The organism is Cognatilysobacter lacus, from assembly GCF_008274655.1.
GTDB lineage: Bacteria > Pseudomonadota > Gammaproteobacteria > Xanthomonadales > Xanthomonadaceae > Cognatilysobacter > Cognatilysobacter lacus.
Genome location: NZ_VTRV01000053.1, coordinates 1 through 17,253 on the forward strand (window position 1 = coordinate 1; position 17,253 = coordinate 17,253).

At 68.1% G+C, this 17,253-nt stretch carries 19 protein-coding genes; 8 read left to right on the forward strand and 11 right to left on the reverse strand.

The features are described 5' to 3' along the window. A partial coding sequence (locus FW784_RS06655; protein ID WP_149352574.1) for an energy transducer TonB occupies positions 1-257 on the forward strand: 257 nt, incomplete at its 5' end. A 257-nt stretch (positions 258-514) separates the two neighbouring features. Here the strand turns inward: FW784_RS06655 and FW784_RS06660 are convergent. The 9 genes from FW784_RS06660 to FW784_RS06695 all read right to left on the reverse strand — a co-directional run bounded on the left by FW784_RS06660 (position 515) and on the right by FW784_RS06695 (position 6,793). Beyond that, a complete protein-coding gene (locus FW784_RS06660) occupies positions 515-1,039 on the reverse strand; it encodes a hemerythrin domain-containing protein (protein WP_149352575.1) in 525 nt (174 codons plus the stop codon). A gap of 157 nt (positions 1,040-1,196) precedes the next feature. Further along, complete coding sequence (locus FW784_RS06665) at positions 1,197-2,381, reverse strand: ABC transporter permease (protein ID WP_149352576.1); 1,185 nt, start codon at positions 2,379-2,381, stop codon at positions 1,197-1,199. After that, complete coding sequence (locus FW784_RS06670) at positions 2,378-3,124, reverse strand: ABC transporter ATP-binding protein (protein WP_149352577.1); 747 nt, start codon at positions 3,122-3,124, stop codon at positions 2,378-2,380. Before FW784_RS06670 ends, FW784_RS06665 begins: the two co-directional genes overlap by 4 nt. A 7-nt stretch (positions 3,125-3,131) precedes the next feature. Next, entirely contained in the window at positions 3,132-4,637 is a 1,506-nt protein-coding gene (locus FW784_RS06675; protein ID WP_149352578.1) for an alpha/beta hydrolase, read from the reverse strand. An 81-nt stretch (positions 4,638-4,718) separates the two neighbouring features. Next, positions 4,719-4,886: a hypothetical protein gene (locus tag FW784_RS14305; RefSeq protein WP_187770708.1), complete on the reverse strand. Its 168-nt coding sequence runs from the start codon at positions 4,884-4,886 to the stop codon at positions 4,719-4,721. A 12-nt stretch (positions 4,887-4,898) separates the two neighbouring features. Further along, a complete protein-coding gene (locus FW784_RS06680) occupies positions 4,899-5,078 on the reverse strand; it encodes a hypothetical protein (RefSeq protein ID WP_149352579.1) in 180 nt (59 codons plus the stop codon). Then, on the reverse strand, positions 5,075-5,275 hold the full coding sequence (locus tag FW784_RS06685) for a helix-turn-helix transcriptional regulator (RefSeq protein ID WP_149352580.1): 201 nt from the start codon (positions 5,273-5,275) through the stop codon (positions 5,075-5,077). Before FW784_RS06685 ends, FW784_RS06680 begins: the two co-directional genes overlap by 4 nt. A 1-nt stretch (position 5,276) precedes the next feature. Next, a complete protein-coding gene (locus FW784_RS06690) occupies positions 5,277-5,867 on the reverse strand; it encodes a hypothetical protein (protein WP_149352581.1) in 591 nt (196 codons plus the stop codon). Positions 5,868-6,025: 158 nt separating this feature from the next. Continuing rightward, positions 6,026-6,793, reverse strand: a complete 768-nt coding sequence (locus FW784_RS06695) for a ferredoxin--NADP reductase (RefSeq protein ID WP_268890892.1) — start codon at positions 6,791-6,793, stop codon at positions 6,026-6,028. A gap of 120 nt (positions 6,794-6,913) precedes the next feature. Between FW784_RS06695 and FW784_RS06700 the strand changes: the two genes are divergently transcribed. The 7 genes from FW784_RS06700 (at position 6,914) to FW784_RS06730 (ending at position 13,777) form a co-directional block, all read left to right on the forward strand. Then, positions 6,914-7,864, forward strand: a complete 951-nt coding sequence (locus FW784_RS06700; RefSeq protein WP_149352582.1) for an ABC transporter ATP-binding protein — start codon at positions 6,914-6,916, stop codon at positions 7,862-7,864. A 26-nt stretch (positions 7,865-7,890) separates the two neighbouring features. Next, positions 7,891-8,685 (forward strand): ABC transporter permease, encoded by a 795-nt coding sequence (locus tag FW784_RS06705; RefSeq protein WP_149352583.1) that lies wholly within the window; start codon positions 7,891-7,893, stop codon positions 8,683-8,685. A gap of 70 nt (positions 8,686-8,755) precedes the next feature. Further along, positions 8,756-9,679 (forward strand): class I SAM-dependent methyltransferase, encoded by a 924-nt coding sequence (locus FW784_RS06710; RefSeq protein ID WP_187770709.1) that lies wholly within the window; start codon positions 8,756-8,758, stop codon positions 9,677-9,679. 235 nt (positions 9,680-9,914) lie between these two features. Continuing rightward, positions 9,915-10,592 carry a YIP1 family protein gene (locus tag FW784_RS06715; protein ID WP_187770710.1) on the forward strand — a complete coding sequence of 226 codons (678 nt, stop codon included), beginning with the start codon at positions 9,915-9,917 and terminating at the stop codon, positions 10,590-10,592. A 10-nt stretch (positions 10,593-10,602) separates the two neighbouring features. Continuing rightward, positions 10,603-11,859: an efflux RND transporter periplasmic adaptor subunit gene (locus tag FW784_RS06720; protein ID WP_149352586.1), complete on the forward strand. Its 1,257-nt coding sequence runs from the start codon at positions 10,603-10,605 to the stop codon at positions 11,857-11,859. Next, entirely contained in the window at positions 11,856-12,557 is a 702-nt protein-coding gene (locus tag FW784_RS06725) for an ABC transporter ATP-binding protein (protein WP_187770711.1), read from the forward strand. The genes FW784_RS06720 and FW784_RS06725 overlap by 4 nt, the downstream gene beginning before the upstream one ends. After that, positions 12,557-13,777 carry an ABC transporter permease gene (locus tag FW784_RS06730; protein ID WP_149352587.1) on the forward strand — a complete coding sequence of 407 codons (1,221 nt, stop codon included), beginning with the start codon at positions 12,557-12,559 and terminating at the stop codon, positions 13,775-13,777. The genes FW784_RS06725 and FW784_RS06730 overlap by 1 nt, the downstream gene beginning before the upstream one ends. Before the next feature lie 39 nt (positions 13,778-13,816). Here FW784_RS06730 and FW784_RS06735 read toward each other — a convergent pair whose 3' ends face one another. After that, the gene (locus FW784_RS06735; protein ID WP_235893603.1) at positions 13,817-16,885 is read right to left on the reverse strand and encodes an efflux RND transporter permease subunit; all 3,069 of its coding nucleotides are present in this window, start codon (positions 16,883-16,885) and stop codon (positions 13,817-13,819) included. Further along, the coding region (locus FW784_RS14310; protein ID WP_425481601.1) for an efflux RND transporter periplasmic adaptor subunit at positions 16,882-17,253 on the reverse strand (372 nt) is incomplete at its 5' end. The genes FW784_RS14310 and FW784_RS06735, both read right to left, overlap by 4 nt.

The window sequence follows — 17,253 nt, forward strand, 5'->3', positions numbered from 1 at the left end:
GCAGCGACCTGCGCGCGCTGTCCACGCCCGCGCCAGCGTTCCCGCCGGAAGCCCTGCGCTCGGCGCAGGCCGGCGAGGTGCAGGTCGAGTTCACCGTGGCGCCGGATGGCTCGGTGTCCGCCGCCCGCGTGGTGCGCTCCAACCCGCCGCGCGTGTTCGATCGCGCCGCGGTGAGCGCGGTGAAGCGCTGGCGCTTCCAGCCGGTCGATGCCCCGGTGACCACGCGCCGCACGATCTCGTTCAATCCCGGTACCTGATCCGGGCCAGCGACGCGAAAGGAAAAGCCCGGCTTCTGCCGGGCTTTTTCGTTGCAGCGCCGAGCCCGTTCGCCGTGCACGGCGCATCGCCGATGGCGGCCTCCGCAATCAAGGTAGCGAACAGTCGGGCGCCCGTGACCGGCCACAAATGCCGAGCGGAAAGCAGCCGGCGACTCATCGAGTACGCGAGAGCTCGCTCGTCGGCAAACTGCCGCCTGCCCGATTCGCCGCCGCGAATGCAGGCCTGCGTTATCGCCTCAGCCGGGCGAACCCGGCGACCGGAACATCGACGCCACGCCCGTCTTGATCCTGGCGTGCAGCGTGATGCCCGCCGCCATGCCCGAGGCTTTCCATTCTTCGTACTGCTCGTCCATTTCGGCGAGCTCCTGCGCGGTGAAGAGCTCGCGCATCGCGGCGAAGATCTCACGCTCCTCTTCGCGCGCGTGATGATCGAGCAGCTCGCCCATCACCTTGGCACTGCCGGCGAATTCGCGGCTGGTCGGCTCGCAGGCCTTCAGGTCGGGCAACACGCTCTGTTCGACCGCGCGGTGCTCCTGCATCGCCGCCGCCCACAGCAGTTTCTGTTCGTGGTTGCCGCGCGCCTTCAGCGCCGGATAGAACACCAGTTCCTCCCATTTGGCGTGTGGCACCAGGGCCGCCTCGATCTTTTCGAGGAGTTCGACGCGCGTCTTCTCTGCGCGGTCGGTCGTGGCATTGACCTGCTCGAACAGCGCGCGGAGCTGGTCATGTTCGGTCTTGAGCGTGCTGAGGATGCTGCGCATGGTGGCCTCCGTTTTTCAGGCCGCCAGCGTCGGCCCGGCACGGGCTGCGAGGCGTGAAACCGGCCGTGGCGGACCCGTTCTTCCGTCCATCGCGAAAGCGGCAGCGCTCGCCGGAACGAGCGCTGCCGCACCAGACCGCAACGGCGGGCGACGCCGATCAACCGGCGATCGCGAGCCGCTCCTGGTTGTACCGGCGCACCGCGGCGAACCACAGCACGAACGCCAGGCCGAATCCGCTGGCCAGGTACACGCTCCAGGTCGACGGATCGATCGACTCGCCGCGCACGATCTTCAGCAGCAGCTGGTTCTGCGCCAGGAACGGCACGGAGAACTGCCAGAGCTGCGTCTTGATCGGGTTCACCATCAGCATGATCGACGGCAGCATCGGCAACAGCATCAGCCAGGTCATGTGGCTCTGCGCTTCCTTCATGCTCTTCGCCGTGGCCGACAGGAACGTCAGCAGCGACGTGCCGAGCACCAGCATTGGCAGCAACACGAACAGCATCTTCGCCATCGCGCCGAAACTGACGTCGAGCATGCGAGCGGTCGAGCCGAGCTGCGCGCTCACCTTGAACGACATCAGCGTCAGCATCAGCGACAGCAGGCCGAGCGAACACGCGGCCGCGATCTTGCCGGTCACCACCGCGCTGCGCCGCGCCGGCGTCGCCAGCAACGGCTCCAGCGACTGGCGTTCGCGTTCGCCCGCCGTGGCATCGATGATCAGGTAGGCGCCGCCGAGGAACGAGCTGATGATCAGCAGGTAGGGCAGCAGCATCGACAGCACCATGCCCTTCTTCGCCTGTTCACTGGCGACATCCCGGCTTCCGACATTCACCGCCCGCGTGACTGAAGGATCGATGCCACGCGCCAGCAGGCGCAGCGCGCCCATCTGGTCGCGATAACCTTCCAGCGCTGCACGCACGCGCGCCATCGGGATCTCGGCATTGCGACGCGTGCTGTCGGCGACGATCTCGACCACCGCCGGCTTGCCGGCCCGCCAGTCCTTGCCGAACTCCTCGTCGATGCGCAGGCCGACGTCCTCGTCCTGGCTGACGATCGACGCGTCGAGGTCCTTCGGCGCCTTCTTCGCCTGGATGCCCTGCGTGGCCAGGAACGCCACCAGGTTCGGCGCCCGCTCGATGCCGTCCACCGGGATCACCAGCGTGCGGTCGAGTTCGGTCTTGGCGCGCTTCTCGGCCATCGAGCTGCTGCCGATGATGATCACCGGGTACAGCAACGGACCCAACAGCAGTGCGATCGCGAGCGTGCGCCGATCGCGCGAGATGTCGCGCAATTCCTTGCGCATCACCGACCACACGGTCGATAGCAATCCGGTCTTCATGCGTGCAGTCCTTCTTCCGAGCCGATCGCCTTGACGAAGGCGTCCTCGAGGTTGGTTTCACCGAAGCGTTCGCGCAGTTCATCGGCGCTGCCGCTGGCGACCACCTGGCCCTTGGCAATGATGACGATGCGGTCACACAGCGCGGCGACCTCCTGCATGATGTGGCTGGAGAAGATCACGCAGCGGCCCTCGGCTTTCAGTTGCAGCAGGAAGCCGCGCATCGCGCGCGTGGTCATCACGTCGAGGCCGTTGGTGGGTTCGTCGAGGATCACGTTCTTCGGGTCGTGCACCAGTGCGCGCGCGATCGCCGTCTTGGTGCGCTGGCCCTGCGAGAAGCCTTCGGTCTGGCGGTCGAGGATGTCGTCCATCTGCAGCTCGCGGCTCAAGACCTGCGTACGAGCCGCGATGTCGGCCTTCGACATGCCGTGAAGCTCACCGAAGTAGGCGATGTTCTCGCGCGCGGTCAGGCGCTTGTACACGCCGCGCGCGTCGGGCAGCACGCCCAGCGCGCGACGCACGGCGATCGGGTCCTTCGCCGCGTCCACGCCGTCGACCAGCACCTGGCCGCGATCGGGGGTCATCAGCGTGTAGAGCATGCGCAGCGTGGTGGTCTTGCCGGCGCCGTTGGGGCCGAGCAGTCCGGTGATCTGGCCGTCGGGCGCGTCGAAGGACACGCCTTCCACGGCCTTGACCAGCCCGGTCTTGGTCTTGAATGCCTTGTGCAGATCGTTGGCGGTAATCATGGCCGGGTCACGGCTCCCATCCGTTGAAGCTGGTGAACGGCGGCACGGGCGCCACCGTCTCCAGGCATTTGGTGTCGAGCGCTTTCGCGTTCGCGGTTTCGATGAACTTGCCGATCAGCTTCGGCATGCAGCCGGTGCCCATCACGTTGTGCCCCTGGCCGCGCAGCACCACGGCCTTCGAGTTCGGCAGCGTGCGCGCGACGCGCTCCGCGTAGTACGGCGGCGTGACCGGATCGAGTTCGCCCGACATCAGCAGCACGGGCACCTTGCTCGCGAGCGGCGACGAGAAGTCGGGGGGTCGCGTGCCCTTCGGCCACGCCTTGCAGGCGGCGAAGAAGAGGTCGGCCATGTCGGATCCCAGCGCGGTGTTGGCATCGGCGGGATCGGGCACGTAGCGGTCCACGTCCTCGGCGCAGATCACCGACCACTGCATGCCGCGGTTCATGCTGCCGGCCACCGATTCGCCACCGAGCGACGCCAGCGACGTCAGCGGGCCATAGCGTTCGTGGATCGCTTCGTCGACGACCACCGGCAGCAGCGCCGCCGCTTCCGGCACGTACGAGAACAACTGGGTCAGGCCGACCACCGTCTGCGCAGTCAGCTTGTCGTGCTTGGACTCGCCGGTTGCCGGGTCGCGGTATTCGACGTCGACCGGCGCCGCCGCCAGGCGCCGCTTGAGCGTGGCGAGCTGCGTGCGCAGATCCTGCGGATAGCGCTTGCGGCACACCGGATCGGTGGCGCACGCCTTGTCACGCATCTGCAGCGAACGCTCGAAGGTGCGGGCGAACTCGCCGCCGGCGACGACGTCGTTCGGCAGCACGCCGTCGAGCACCACCGCGCGCGTCTGCGCGGGATGCCGCATCGCGTACTGCTGCGCGACGCGCGTGCCGTAGGAAACGCCGACGAGGTCGACCTTCTCGGCACCCAGCGCCTTGCGCACCGTGTCGAGGTCTTCGACCGCGACGGTGGTGGTGAACAGGCGCGGGTCGTTCTTCTGCGTGACCGCGCACTTGCCGGCGTATTCGGCGATCGACGCGACGTCGTCGCGGTCCTTGTATTCGTCACGCAGGGCGGGTGGGCAGTCGAGTGGCGCCGACTTGCCCGTGCCGCGCTGGTCGACGAGGAACACGCTGCGCGACTTCAGCACCTCATGCAGCGCGCCGTAGACGGTCGACGCGTAGTCGCTGGCCGCCTGGCCGGGGCCGCCGGCGAGGAAGAACACCGGGTCCGCAGCTGGATCGACGCGATCGGCGGGCCGCAGCCACACCACGCGCAGGTCGATCTTCGCGCCCGTGGGCTTGGCCGGATCCAGTGGCACGGCCAGCTTGCCGCACATGCCATCGAGGGTCTGCGCGGCCAGCTTGCCCGACAACGCGCAGGGTTCGAATTCGATGCGGCCGGCAGTCCGCTTGGCGGACTCCGGTTCGGTGCGGGCCTGCGGGCCATGCGCCGTGCCGGAACATCCGGCAAGCGCGAGCGCCAACAGCGTGACGAGGGGGCGAGCTTTCGACATAGGTCCTTCCATGCAGCGGCGTGACGGGCGACCGGGGGCCGCCGCGGGAGGCGACCGGCCCGTGCCGGTCGCGAGTTTGGGTCAGCGGCGCCTGCGCTGTGCGGCGGCGAGGAACACGAGGCCGCCGCCGATCAGCGCCGTGCCCATCGGCAGGTACGCGATCTGGCGCGAAATCGCGCCGACGACGAGCAGTGCAATCCCGACGACCAGGAACAAGGCGGCGGGGCGGCGGAGTGTCTTCCTGTCCAAGGCGGCCACCTTCTACGCCACGTCGCCGTGGCGCGGCGCACAGCCGCGGTCCTGGAGCGAGGCGACCCACAGCGCGGGGAAGAGGGCGGTCGCGAACACCGTCAGGTCGAACACGATGGACAGCACCAGCGTGGCGACGGTGGCGACCAGCAGCCACGCATTGCGGCGCGACAGGCGGAACGAACGTTTCATGATTCGGCTCCAGGCAGGAATATCGATTCGATCGGTTCGTGGAACAGGCGTGCGATGCGGAATGCGAGCGGCAGGCTCGGGTCGTACTTGCCGGTCTCGATGGCGTTCACGGTCTGGCGCGAGACTGCGAGCCTGTCCGCGAGCTCGCCCTGCGACCAGCCCTGCGTTTCACGAAGCTCGCGCACGCGGCTTTCCATCTCAGGCGTAGCGCCGCACGATCACCACCTTGGCGACGCCGTAGACGAGGCAGATCAGCGGGAACACCCCGATCATCGCCACGCTCGACGGGATGTCGATCACCTTCGCCGCCTGCAGCAAGCCCGCGGCAAAGTAGCCGAGCGACGCCAGCGCGGTGGCCAGGCTCACGGATTCGACCTCGATGCGTCGCTGCATCTCGTCGGTGTCACGGATGTGGCGGACCATCGCGCGCATCGCCAGCGCCACGAACGGCACCGGGGCCAGCGCCACCAGCGCCCGCAGGGACGGATCCTCGACGTTCTGCTTGAGCAGCCAGGTCGAACCCAGGACGGCGACGACGTAGCCGGCCATCGCCGGAATGTATTCGCGCATGTAGCGCCGGCGCAGCGCCGGGGTACTGGCGTCGGCCGCATTGGGCAGGTGCCGGGCCATCACGCCGCACAGCACCAGCGCGGCGCCGACGCCGAACAGCAGCCCGCGCGCGAATTCCGACGCCAGCCCCGGGGCCACGGTCTGGGCCAGGACGGCGACGACGATATTGAGGATGCCGGCCAGCAGGAGCCAGATGGATTTCGAAGGGTTCACAGGCATGCGTCAAGGAAACTTGACAGGAATGCTGGGGGCGCCCGCGGCCGCTGTCAAGCTCGCTTTACAGCGGCCGACGGACGGTTGGACGCGCATTCGCGGCACGCGCGCGCGACGCGTGCTGATCTCCACAGGTGCGGGATGCCGTCCCGAACGGTGTCCGGCTACTTCGAGCTGACGTACTTCTCGCGACGCACCTGCGACACCGGCAGGCCTGCCACCTTCAGCGCCTCGAAACAGGCGTCGACCATGTTGGGGTTGCCGCACAGGTAGGCGATGTCGCCCTGCGCGTCGGGCGCCAGTTCCGCGAGGAACTGCTGCACGTACCCGTGGCGCACATCGATATGCGCCTGAGGCGAATCCGGCGCGGGCAGCTCGCGCGAGAAGCAGGGAATGAAGCGGAAATTCGCCGGGTACTTCGACGCGAACGCGCGGAACTCGTCGCCGTAGAGCAGCTCGGCGGGCGTGCGCGCGCCGAACAGCAGCACCACCTGGATGCCGCGGCCCTGGATCTGCCTCTCCAGCTCCGGCAGCATCGCGCGGTACGGCGTGACGCCGGTGCCGGTCGCGATCAGCAGGTAGCGACGGTTCGCATCCTGCGGCATCAGGCAGAAACGGCCGAACGGGCCGCTCGCCATCAGCGTGCCGCCGATCTCCAGGCCTTCGAACAATGCGGTGGCCGCGCCGCCCGGCACGTAGCTCACGGCGATCTCCACCGCCTCGCCCGCGCCGATCGCATGGTCGTGGATCGTGGCCAGCGAATAGCTGCGCTTGGTCGCGGTGCCGTCGGCGTACTGGAAATGCACCTGGATGAACTGGCCCGGGATGAAATCCAGCGGTTGGCCATCGCCGCGCACGAAGGCGTAGTGCCCGACGCTGGGCGCGAGCATGCGGCGCGAGACGAGCTGCAGCGGGAACTGGACGATGGCCAAGGGTTCGGATCCTGACGGGCGGCGCGTGGACACAACGGCAAGGCCGCTGGAACGCTGCAGCGCGCGGGCATGCGCGCTTGTGCTGCCTATACTACCGGGATCACCGTTCGAACCCCCGACATGCCTGAAATCGCTGCAAATCCCGCGCTGTCCGTGCGCGACCTGCGCAAGACCTACGACAACCGCGTCGAAGCGCTCAAGGGCGTGTCGCTCGACGTGATGCCAGGCGATTTCTTCGCGCTGCTCGGGCCCAACGGCGCGGGCAAGTCGACGCTGATCGGCATCGTGAGTTCGCTGGTGAACCTGAGTTCCGGCAGCGTCGGCATCTTCGGCATCGACCTGGCGCGCGACCGCGCGGCCGCGATGCGGCAGATCGGCCTGGTGCCGCAGGAAATCAACTTCAACATGTTCGAAAAGCCTGTCGACATCCTGGTCAACTACGCCGGCTTCTACGGCGTGCCACGCGAGGAAGCGCTCAAGCGGGCGGAAGTCGAACTGCGCCGCGCGCAGTTGTGGGAGAAGGCGAACGTCATGAGCCGCACGTTGTCGGGCGGCATGAAGCGGCGCCTGATGATCGCCCGCGCAATGATGACGGCGCCGCGCCTGCTGATCCTCGACGAGCCCACCGCCGGTGTGGACATCGAGATCCGCCGCGGCATGTGGAAGACATTGAAGGACATCAACGCGTCGGGCACCACGATCATTCTCACCACGCACTATCTCGAGGAAGCCGAGAGCCTGTGCCGGAACGTCGCGATCATCGATCGCGGCCGCATCGTCGAGCAGGGGCCTATGCGCACGCTGCTCGCCAAACTCGACGTCGAAGGCTTCCTGCTCGACATCGACGGCGGCATCCCGGCGAGCCTGCCCGTGATCGAAGGCACCACGCTCACGGTCGCAGACGACCACACGCTCGATGTCGAGATGCCGCGCGCGATGGACCTCAACCGCGTGTTCGCCGCGCTCGACCTGCACGGCATTCGCGTACGGTCCATGCGCACCAAGTCCAATCGCCTCGAAGAACTCTTCGTACGCCTCACCGGCGAGAACGCCGGCACCAAAGCGGTCTGACCGCGCGTTTCGTCATCGAGAACACCATGTCCAGCGTGCCCGTCGCCACCGTTCCGTCCCATCACTTCGTCGCGCTCGGCACCATCGTGCGCCGCGAGATCCACCGCATCCTCCGCATCTGGGGCCAGACGCTGGTGCCGCCGGCGATCACGATGACGCTTTACTTCCTGATCTTCGGCGGCCTCATCGGCAAGCGCGTGGGCAGCATGGACGGTATCAAGTACATGGATTTCATCGTGCCGGGCCTCGTCATGATGTCCGTCATCCAGAACGCCTACGGCAACATCAGCTCCAGCTTCTTCGGCGCCAAGTTCGGCCGGCATGTCGAGGAGTTGCTGGTCAGCCCCATGCCGAACTGGGTGATCCTTACCGGGTACGTCGCCGGCGCGGTGCTGCGCGGGCTGATGGTGGGCGTGATCGTGCTGGCGATCGCGATGCTGTTCACCCACGTGCGCATTCCGCATCCGATCGTGACGTTCACCACGGTGCTGCTGGGCGCGACGATCTTCGCGCTCGCCGGCTTCGTCAACGCCGTCTACGCCAAGAAGTTCGACGACATCGCGATCGTGCCGACCTTCATCCTGACCCCGCTCACCTATCTCGGCGGCGTGTTCTATTCGGTAAAGCTGCTGCCCACGTGGGCGGAAGCGGCGACCCACCTCAACCCGATCTTCTACATGGTCAACGCATTCCGCTACGGACTGCTCGGCACCAGCGACGTGCCACTGCCGGTGGCCTACGGCCTGATGCTGGCGTTCGTCGTCGGCCTGGGCGGGCTGGCCTTGTGGCTGCTGCGGCGGGGCGTGGGGCTGCGCAGTTGAACGCGACGCTTTCGCGGCCTGCACGCCGGTGCGGGCCAGAATGCCCGCTGGCCAACGGCATCCCCATCCCATGACGGCAAAGGCAGGCTTCAAACGCATGCTCGCCCACGTGTTCCACATGGGACAGAGGCTGGGCGTGGATGTGCTGCCGCGGCACTTCTATTCGGAAATCCCCGACATCCGCAAGCTGCGCGCAACGCAGCATTGGCGCAAGCCGTTCAGCATGACCGGTGTCACCGGTGCCGATCTGCCGCCGCAGCGCGCCTTTCTCGAGACCACCATGCGGGCCGCCGGCCCCGCCGCGACGGATCCTCAACTGCACCAGGCGGCATGCGCCCGCAACGGGGAGCCGGGCTTCGGACGCATCGAATCCCAGTTCCTGTATGCGTTCGTGCGCGCGCACCGTCCGCAGCGCATCGTGCAGGTCGGTTGCGGCGTTTCGACGGCGGTCTGCCTCGCGGCGATCAAGGACGCCGGCTACGCAGGCCGCGTGACCTGCATCGAACCGTACCCGACGAAATTCCTGCTCGATGCGCACCGCGATGGCGAGATCGAGTTGGTGCGGGCCGCGGTCGAATCCCTCGACTACGGCTTCCTGCAGCAACTGCGCGATGGCGACCTGTTCTTCGTTGACTCCACGCACACGCTCGGCCCTGCCGGCGAGGTCACGCGCATCATCCTGGAAATGCTGCCGCGCCTGTCCGATGGCGTTTACGCGCACTTCCACGACATCGCCTTCCCGTACGACTATCAGGGCGACATTCTCACGTCGGCGTTGTTCTGCTGGCACGAGACAACGTTGTTGCACGGGTTCCTGACCTTCAATGACCGCTTCCGCATCCTCGCGTCCCTGTCCATGCTGCACTTCGGCGAACAGTCGGCACTGCGTGCCATGTTCCCCGACTACGACCCGCGGCAGAACATCGACGGCCTCACCCTGTGCGAAGGCGACTACCCGTCGTCCATCTACTTGCGGTGCGCACGGCCGGCCTGATGGGCTGCCGGTTGCCTCCCGCGACGCGCCGCGCACGCCGCGGCGTCGCCCGCGCATCCCGGAATCGCTTGCGCAGCCAGCGCGCTGTCCGATGCCTGCGCCGCACGACCCCGCCCCCGCCCGCGCCCGCCGCGCCGTCTTGATCGGACGGCCAAGCGCGTAAAATGACTTCAGGCCCATGCGGTGGGGATCGCATAGGCCGACAGTCGCCGCATTCGTCCTGGGGAGGGCACGCATGGCACAGCTCGTCGATATTTTCCTGCAGCCTTCGAAGGTGTTCGCCGAACAGCGCGAACGCCCCACGTTCCTCGTGCCGTTCCTCGTGTTCGCGACGCTCACGATCGCGTTCACGCTCGCCTATTTCTTCCGCGTCGACCCGTCCTGGTACGGCGACCACATGTTCGACGCTTCGCGCGGCGCGATGACCGCCAAGGACATGGCGCGCGCGAAGTCGATGATGCCGAGCACGCACACCATGGGCGTGTTGGGCGCCGTGGGCGGCATCGTCACGGTGGCGCTGATGTTCGCCATCTTCGGCCTGTATTACTGGCTGGCGTCCAAGATCACCGGCAGGTCGCTGACGTACAAGCACGGGCTGGGCCTGACCGCGTGGTCGTCGATGCCGGCGGTGCTCGGCTCGATCGTCGCCCTGGTCGGCGCGCTCACCATGGCGCCGCAGACCGGCCTGGAGAGCCTGATGCTCACGCATGTCGACCCGCTGCTCATCAGCATTCCGTCGGGCCAACCCGGGCATCGGCTCGCGCAGACGGCCGACCTGCTGCAGATCTGGACCACGTTCCTGACGGCGCTGGGCTGGCGCGTGCTGACGCGCGCCTCGTGGATGCAGTCGGCCGTGATCGCGCTGATCCCGCTCGTGGTCGTCTACGGCATCGTCGCCGTCCTGCCGGGCTGAGCTTGCTCCGATGACCCCGAAGATGAAGAAGGTGCTCGCCGGCGCGCTGGTGGCGGCAGTGCTCGTGCTGCCGTTCGCGCTGCGCGGGATGCACGGCGAGCGCGGCACGCCGGTGCAGGTTCAGCGTGTCGCCGCGCAGGCCGTGCGGCCAACCATCCTCGCGTCGGGCACGCTGGCCTATGGCACGGAGGTCAACCTGACGGCGGAGGTCGTCGCCAAGGTCGACCGCATCCTCGTCGCGGAAGGCGACACTGTGCGCGCGGGTCAGCTCCTGATGACGCTCGATCCGAAGACGTACCGCAACGCGATCGATCGCGAGTCCGCGGGCCGCCGCCAGGGTCAGATCGACATCGGTCGCCAGCGCGCCACGCTGCGGCTGCGCGAGGCGCAGTACGCGCGCTCGCAGAAGCTCGCGGCGCAACAGTTGATCGACCGCAACCGGCTCGAGGAGGACCGCCTCGCGCTCGAACAGGCGCGCGCCGAGCTCGCCAGCAGCAGCGAAAACCTGCAGCGCCAGCGCGCGGTGCTGGGCGAGGCCTTCGACCAGCTCGGCAAAACCGAAATCCGCGCGCCCATGGCCGGCCGCATCGTCGAGCTGCCGATCAAGGTCGGCGAAACCGCGATTCCGTCGACGAACGCACTCGCCGGCGCGAAGCTGATGAAGATCGCCGACGTCTCCGCGCTCACCGCCGAACTCAAGGTGGACGAGGCCGACATCGGGCAGGTGTCCATCGGCCAGGCCGTGGATGTGTATCCCGCCGCCTATCCCGACACCGCGATCCACGGCCGCGTGCAGAAGATCGCGCTCGCGCCGACCATCGAAGGCCAGGCGCGCGCCTACAAGGTCACCGTGTCACTCGATTCGCCCGGGTCGCTCAACCTGCGCTCGGGCATGAGCGCACGCGCCGACGTGTATCTCGGCGACGGACGCCCGCAGCTTGCGGTGCCGGTCGAAGCCGTCGTCGAAGACGATGACGAAGCCATCGCCGCTGCGGAGGATGCCGACGCACCCAAGCACGAAGTCGCCAAAGCGACCGAGGCCAAGACCTACGTGTGGGTCAACCGCGACGGCCATGCGCGCAAGGTGCCGGTGAAGACCGGCGTGGCCGACGACCGCTGGCAGGGGGTCGCGACCGGGCTCAAGGCCGGCGACCGCGTGATCGTGGGCCCGGCGAAAACGCTGCGCACGCTCCACGAGGGCGATGCGGTGGTCGAGAAGAGCGCGAAGGAGCTCGAGGCGGCGAAGGACGGCGGGGCCGCGAAGTGATCGAGCTCGCGGGCATCGTCAAGCGCTACACGATGGGCGAGGAGACGGTGAACGCGCTCCGCGGCGTTGACCTGTCGATCGGCCGCAACGAATACGTCGCGCTGACCGGGCCGTCGGGGTCGGGCAAGTCGACCCTGATGAACCTGCTCGGCTGTCTCGACTCGCCCACCGAAGGTCACTACCTGCTCAATGGACGTGATGTCGCGGGCATGGATGACGATGAACTCGCCCGCGTGCGCAACCGCGAGATCGGCTTCGTGTTCCAGAGCTTCCACCTGCTGCCGCGGCAAAGCGTGCTGCAGAACGTCATGCAGCCGCTGGTCTATCGCGGCATTCCGCGCGCCGAGCGCGTGCGCCGCGCCACCGAGGCGCTGACCAAGGTCGGCCTGGGCAATCGCCTCGATCACCGGCCCAACCAGTTGTCCGGTGGCCAGCGCCAGCGCGTCGCGGTGGCGCGCGCACTGGTCGGGGAGCCTTCGCTGCTGCTCGCCGACGAACCTACCGGCAACCTCGACTCGCAGACGTCCGCCGAGATCATGGCGCTGTTCGACGCGCTGCACGCGCAGGGGCAGACCGTCGTCGTGGTGACGCACGAGCCCGACATCGCGGCGCATTGCCACCGCGTGCTGCGCGTGTTCGACGGCCATATCGTCGACGACGTGCTGCAGGAGCCGCGCACCGCGGCCGCGGTGCACTGATGCAGGCATATATCGAAGCATTCCGCGCCGCGATCAGCAGCCTTGCCGCGCATCGCATGCGCAGCTTCCTCACCACGCTGGGCATCCTCATCGGCACCGCCAGCGTCATCGCGGTGGTGTCGCTGGTGCAGGGGCTTTCCGAGTCGATCAAGGGCCAGTTCGCCGACATCGGCGGCACCACGCTCAGCGTCGACGCGATCAACGACAACGACAATTTCCGCACGGGCAAGATCAACACGCTCACCGCGCAGGACATCGACGCGCTGCGTCATCGCGTGGCGGGCGTCGGCGAAGTGGCGCCGATCCTGATGGTGCCGGCGGCCGCGGCGAGCTGGCACGGCCGCAGCAGCAATCCACAGGTACTGGGCACCAGCAGCGAATTCCAGCAGGTGCGCGCGCGCTATCCGCAGGTCGGGCGCTTCCTGGTACCGGCGGACGACGCGGGGCGCCGGCATGTCGCGGTGATCGGCGCCAAGCTGCGCGAGGACCTGCACCTGCCGAAGGATCCGGTCGGCGAATACATCAAGCTCGGCGGCGACTGGTTCAAGGTCGTCGGCATGATGGAGCCTAAAGGCGAGGTGTTCGGCTTCAGCCAGGACGACTACGCCGCGATTCCGTTCGACGTGGCGCGCGCGATGACCGGCAATTCCGCCGAGCCGATGATCAGCGCGTCGTTCACCGTGCAGCACATGGAAGAACTCGATGCAGTGCGCGAGCGCGCGCGTCGTGCGCTGCGCACCAGCCGCGGGCTCAAGCCCGGCGTCGACGACGACTTCAAGCTCGAGGCGGCCGATTCGTTCAAGCAGCAGTTCGAGAAGATCACCGGCACCGCGACCGCCGTGCTCGGCGGCATCGTCGGCATCTCGCTGCTGGTGGGCGGCATCGGCATCATGAACATCATGCTGGTGTCGGTGACCGAGCGAACGCGCGAGATCGGCATCCTCAAGGCGCTCGGCGCGACGCGTCGCGACATCCTCGTGCAGTTCCTGCTCGAAGCCGCGCTGCTCGCGCTGCTCGGTGGCGTCGTCGGCATCGTGCTCGGGTACGGGACCGGCGCAGGCATCGCCGCACTGATCCCGAACTTCCCGCCCGCGAGCGTGCCGCTGTGGGTGGTGCTGGTGGCCGCCGGTTTCTCGGCGCTGGTGGGCGTGGTGTTCGGGCTGATGCCGGCATCGAAGGCGGCGGGGCTCGATCCGATCGAAGCGCTGCGCTACGAGTGATCGAAGCGTCGCCCGCGGATCGGGCGACGCATCCGGCGATCAGGCGGGCGCCGTTGTCTTCGAGCGCCGCAACTTGCGTCGCAGCCAGGCGCCGAGGTCGTCGACCACCGTATAGGCGGCGGGAATGACCACCAGCGACAACGCCGTCGATGTGATCAACCCGCCGATCACCGCCACCGCCATCGGCCGCCGGAAACTCGAATCACCCGACAGGCCGAGCGCGATCGGCAACATGCCCGCGCCCATCGCGAGCGTGGTCATGATCACCGGGCGCGCGCGCTTGCGACAGGCGTCCACCAGCGCATCGTGCTGCGACAGGCCGTGTTCGTCCTCCGCCATCACGGCGTAGTCGACCAGCAGGATCGAGTTCTTGGTGGCGATGCCGATCAGCATAAGCAGGCCGATCAGCGCGGGAAGCGAGAGCATGTTCTGCGTCACCAGCAGCGCGCCGAACGCGCCGCCGGCGCACAGCGGCACCGCGGTGAGGATGGTGAGCGGTTGCAGCGCGTGGTTGAACAGCAGCAACAGCACCATGTAGATGCAGGCGATGCCCGCGATCATCGCGACCACGAAGCCGGTGAACAGCTCGACGAACACTTCCGCATCGCCGGTGTTGATGAAGGACAGCCCCGGCGGCGGCGCCTTCACCGTCGGCAGTTTCTGCACTTCCTTCATGACGTCGCCGAGCGCGCGGCCATTGAGCTCCGCGGTGAACGTGACGTTGCGCTGGCGCTGGTAGCGCGAGATCACCGACGGGCCGCTGCCCTGCGAAATATCCGCGACCGCGGCGAGCGGAACCGGCCCGTTCTTGCCGGCCACGCGCAGCTGGCCGATGAGCGCCGGATCGTGCAGCGTCGCCTCGGAGAAGCCGACGCGGATCGGGATCTGCCGCTCGGGCAGGTTGAGCTTGGCCAGGCGCTGCGTGTAATCGCCGCTGGTGGCGATGCGCGCGGCATCGGAAATGTCGGACGTCGACACGCCGAGCTCCGCCGCGCGCTGCGGGTCCGGACGGATCTGGATTTCCGGTCGCAGCAACGACGCTGACGAACTGATGCTGCCGAGCCCGTTGATGGAATGCAGCTCGCGTTCGAGGCCCACGGCCGCGTCCTGCAGCTGCTGCGGATCGTCGCCGGCAAGCACCAGTTGCAGGTTCTCGCCGGGCTCGCTGGAAATGTAGGACATGCGCACGCCCGGCAGGTCCGCGAGCCTGGCGCGGACGTCGCGCTCCAGCGCCTTCTGGTCGCGGTCTCGCGATCGGGCCACGCCCCAGTCCAGCACGAGCGTCGCCTTGCGCGGCTCGCCCACGCCCGTCTTGTTGGGGTCGCCGACGTCGAGCACGCTGCCGACCGTCGCGTACACCTGCTTGAGTTCGGGAATCGCGCGCAGCTTCGCGCGCGCCTGTTCGGCGACGCGCGTGGTCTCCTGCAGTCGCGTGCCAGGCGGCAGCTCGATCTGCAGGTTGCTGCGGCCGATGTCGGTGAACGGGATGAACGTGGTCGGGATCAGGGGCACGAGCGCCAGCGAGCCTATGAAGAACACGGTGGAGACCGCCAGCGTGATCCAGCGATGGCGCAGCGCGGCGTCGACGAGGCCGAGGTAGCGCCGCATCAGCGGGCCTTCCTTCTCCTCGTGGCCATGCGCCTTCAGCTGGTACGCCGCGATCATCGGCGTCAGCAGGCGCGCGACCAGCAGCGAGAACAGCACGGCGGTGGCCGCTGTCCAGCCGAACTCGCGGAAGAACTTGCCGGCGATGCCGGGCATGAAGGCGACGGGCACGAACACCGCGGCCAGCGTCATCGAGGTCGCGATCACCGCGATGCCGATTTCATCCGCCGCCTCGCGCGCGGCCTCGAGCGGCGACTTGCCCATGCGCAGGTGGCGCACGATGTTCTCGATCTCGACGATCGCATCGTCGACCAGGATGCCGACCACCACGCTCAGCGCCAGCAGCGTGATCATGTTGAGCGAGAAGCCGAACCAGTACATCACCGCGAACGTCGGGATGATCGACAACGGCAGCGCGACCGCGGAGATCCACGTCGCGCGCCAGTCGCGCAGGAACAGCCACACCACCGCGAGCGCAAGCAGCGCGCCCTCGATGAGCATTTCCATCGACGAGTGGTAGCTGCGCTCGGTCTCGCCGACGGTGGACGTCACCCTCTGGAACTTCACGCCCGGCGTCTTCCTGGCAAGTTCCGCCAGCGCGGCCTCGACGCCTTCGGCGACTTTCAGCTCGCTCGAGCCGCGGGTGCGCGAAATCGAGAACGCGACCACCGGCTTGCCGTCGAGCAGCGCCACCTGCGTCGGGTCGGCCGCCGCGTCGGTGATCCGCGCCAGCGTGCCGAGGCGCGCCGAGCGCCCGTCCGGCAGCGAGATCGCGAAGTTCTCGAGCTCGCGCGCATCGGCGACCGTCGCGATGGTGCGCAATACCTGCTGCGCGCTGCCGACCTCGGTCTTGCCGCTCGGCCGCTCGACCTGCATGCGTGCCAGTTGCGCGTTCACCGCGCCGGCGGTGGTGCCGAACGCCTGCAGCGCATCGGGATCGAGGTCGATGCGCACCATGCGGTCGACGCCGCCCTGCCGCGTCACCTGCGCGACGCCGGGCACGCCGAACAGTGCGCGCGTCACGTCGCGGTCGACGAACCACGACAGCTCGTCGACGCCCATGCGGTCCGACGCCACGGCATAGGTCATCAGCGCGCCGCCGATGGTGACCTTGGTGACCAGCGGTTCCTGGATGTCCTGCGGCAGGTCGGCGCGGATCCGGCTCACCGCCGCGCGCGTGTCGTCGAGCGCGGCGGGCAGGTCGACCGACAACTGGAACTCGATCGCCGTGGTGCTGACGCCTTCGGTCACCGTCGAGGTGACGCGCTTGACGCCATCGAGCGTGGCGACCTGGTCTTCGACCTTGCGCGTGACTTCGGTTTCCAGCTGGCTCGGCGACGCACCCGGCTGGCTGATGGTGACGACCACCATCGGGAAGCTGATGTCGGGAAAGCGCGCCACGGGCAGCTTCCAGAAACCCCACAGCCCCGCCACGCACAGCACGAAGAAGATCATCAGCGCCGGCAGTGGCCGCCGGATCGCCCAGGCCGAGACGTTGATCATGGCGACGTGCCGGCCGCGGCGGCGCTCGCGGCGTCCGCAGCGACCACGCGCACGCGATCGCCGTCGCCGAGGAAGCCCACGCCGCGTTCCACCACGCGCGCGCCGGCGGTCACGCCGTCGAGGATCTCGACGCTGCCGCCGCTGCTGGCGCCGGTGTGCACCCGCACGCGATGCGCGATGCCGTTGGCGTCGACGGTGAACACGTAGGGATTGCCATCGCGCTGGACGATCGCGTCGGCGGGCACGACGAGTACCTTCGCGGCGCCGACGAGGATGCGGCCCGGCAGGTAGGCGCCGGTGCGCAGGCCGTCGGGCTCGGGCAGGTCGGCGTAGACGGTGCCGGTGCGCGTGGCGGCATCGACGCCCGG

Coding starts and splice junctions, on each gene's coding strand:
- FW784_RS06660 (WP_149352575.1), bottom strand. CDS start 1,039: ATGCGCAGCATCCTCAGCACGCTCAAGACCGAACATGACCAGCTCCGC.
- FW784_RS06665 (WP_149352576.1), bottom strand. CDS start 2,381: ATGAAGACCGGATTGCTATCGACCGTGTGGTCGGTGATGCGCAAGGAA.
- FW784_RS06670 (WP_149352577.1), bottom strand. CDS start 3,124: ATGATTACCGCCAACGATCTGCACAAGGCATTCAAGACCAAGACCGGG.
- FW784_RS06675 (WP_149352578.1), bottom strand. CDS start 4,637: ATGTCGAAAGCTCGCCCCCTCGTCACGCTGTTGGCGCTCGCGCTTGCC.
- FW784_RS06680 (WP_149352579.1), bottom strand. CDS start 5,078: ATGAAACGTTCGTTCCGCCTGTCGCGCCGCAATGCGTGGCTGCTGGTC.
- FW784_RS06685 (WP_149352580.1), bottom strand. CDS start 5,275: ATGGAAAGCCGCGTGCGCGAGCTTCGTGAAACGCAGGGCTGGTCGCAG.
- FW784_RS06690 (WP_149352581.1), bottom strand. CDS start 5,867: ATGCCTGTGAACCCTTCGAAATCCATCTGGCTCCTGCTGGCCGGCATC.
- FW784_RS06700 (WP_149352582.1), top strand. CDS start 6,914: ATGCCTGAAATCGCTGCAAATCCCGCGCTGTCCGTGCGCGACCTGCGC.
- FW784_RS06705 (WP_149352583.1), top strand. CDS start 7,891: ATGTCCAGCGTGCCCGTCGCCACCGTTCCGTCCCATCACTTCGTCGCG.
- FW784_RS06710 (WP_187770709.1), top strand. CDS start 8,756: ATGACGGCAAAGGCAGGCTTCAAACGCATGCTCGCCCACGTGTTCCAC.
- FW784_RS06715 (WP_187770710.1), top strand. CDS start 9,915: ATGGCACAGCTCGTCGATATTTTCCTGCAGCCTTCGAAGGTGTTCGCC.
- FW784_RS06720 (WP_149352586.1), top strand. CDS start 10,603: ATGACCCCGAAGATGAAGAAGGTGCTCGCCGGCGCGCTGGTGGCGGCA.
- FW784_RS06730 (WP_149352587.1), top strand. CDS start 12,557: ATGCAGGCATATATCGAAGCATTCCGCGCCGCGATCAGCAGCCTTGCC.
- FW784_RS06735 (WP_235893603.1), bottom strand. CDS start 16,885: ATGATCAACGTCTCGGCCTGGGCGATCCGGCGGCCACTGCCGGCGCTG.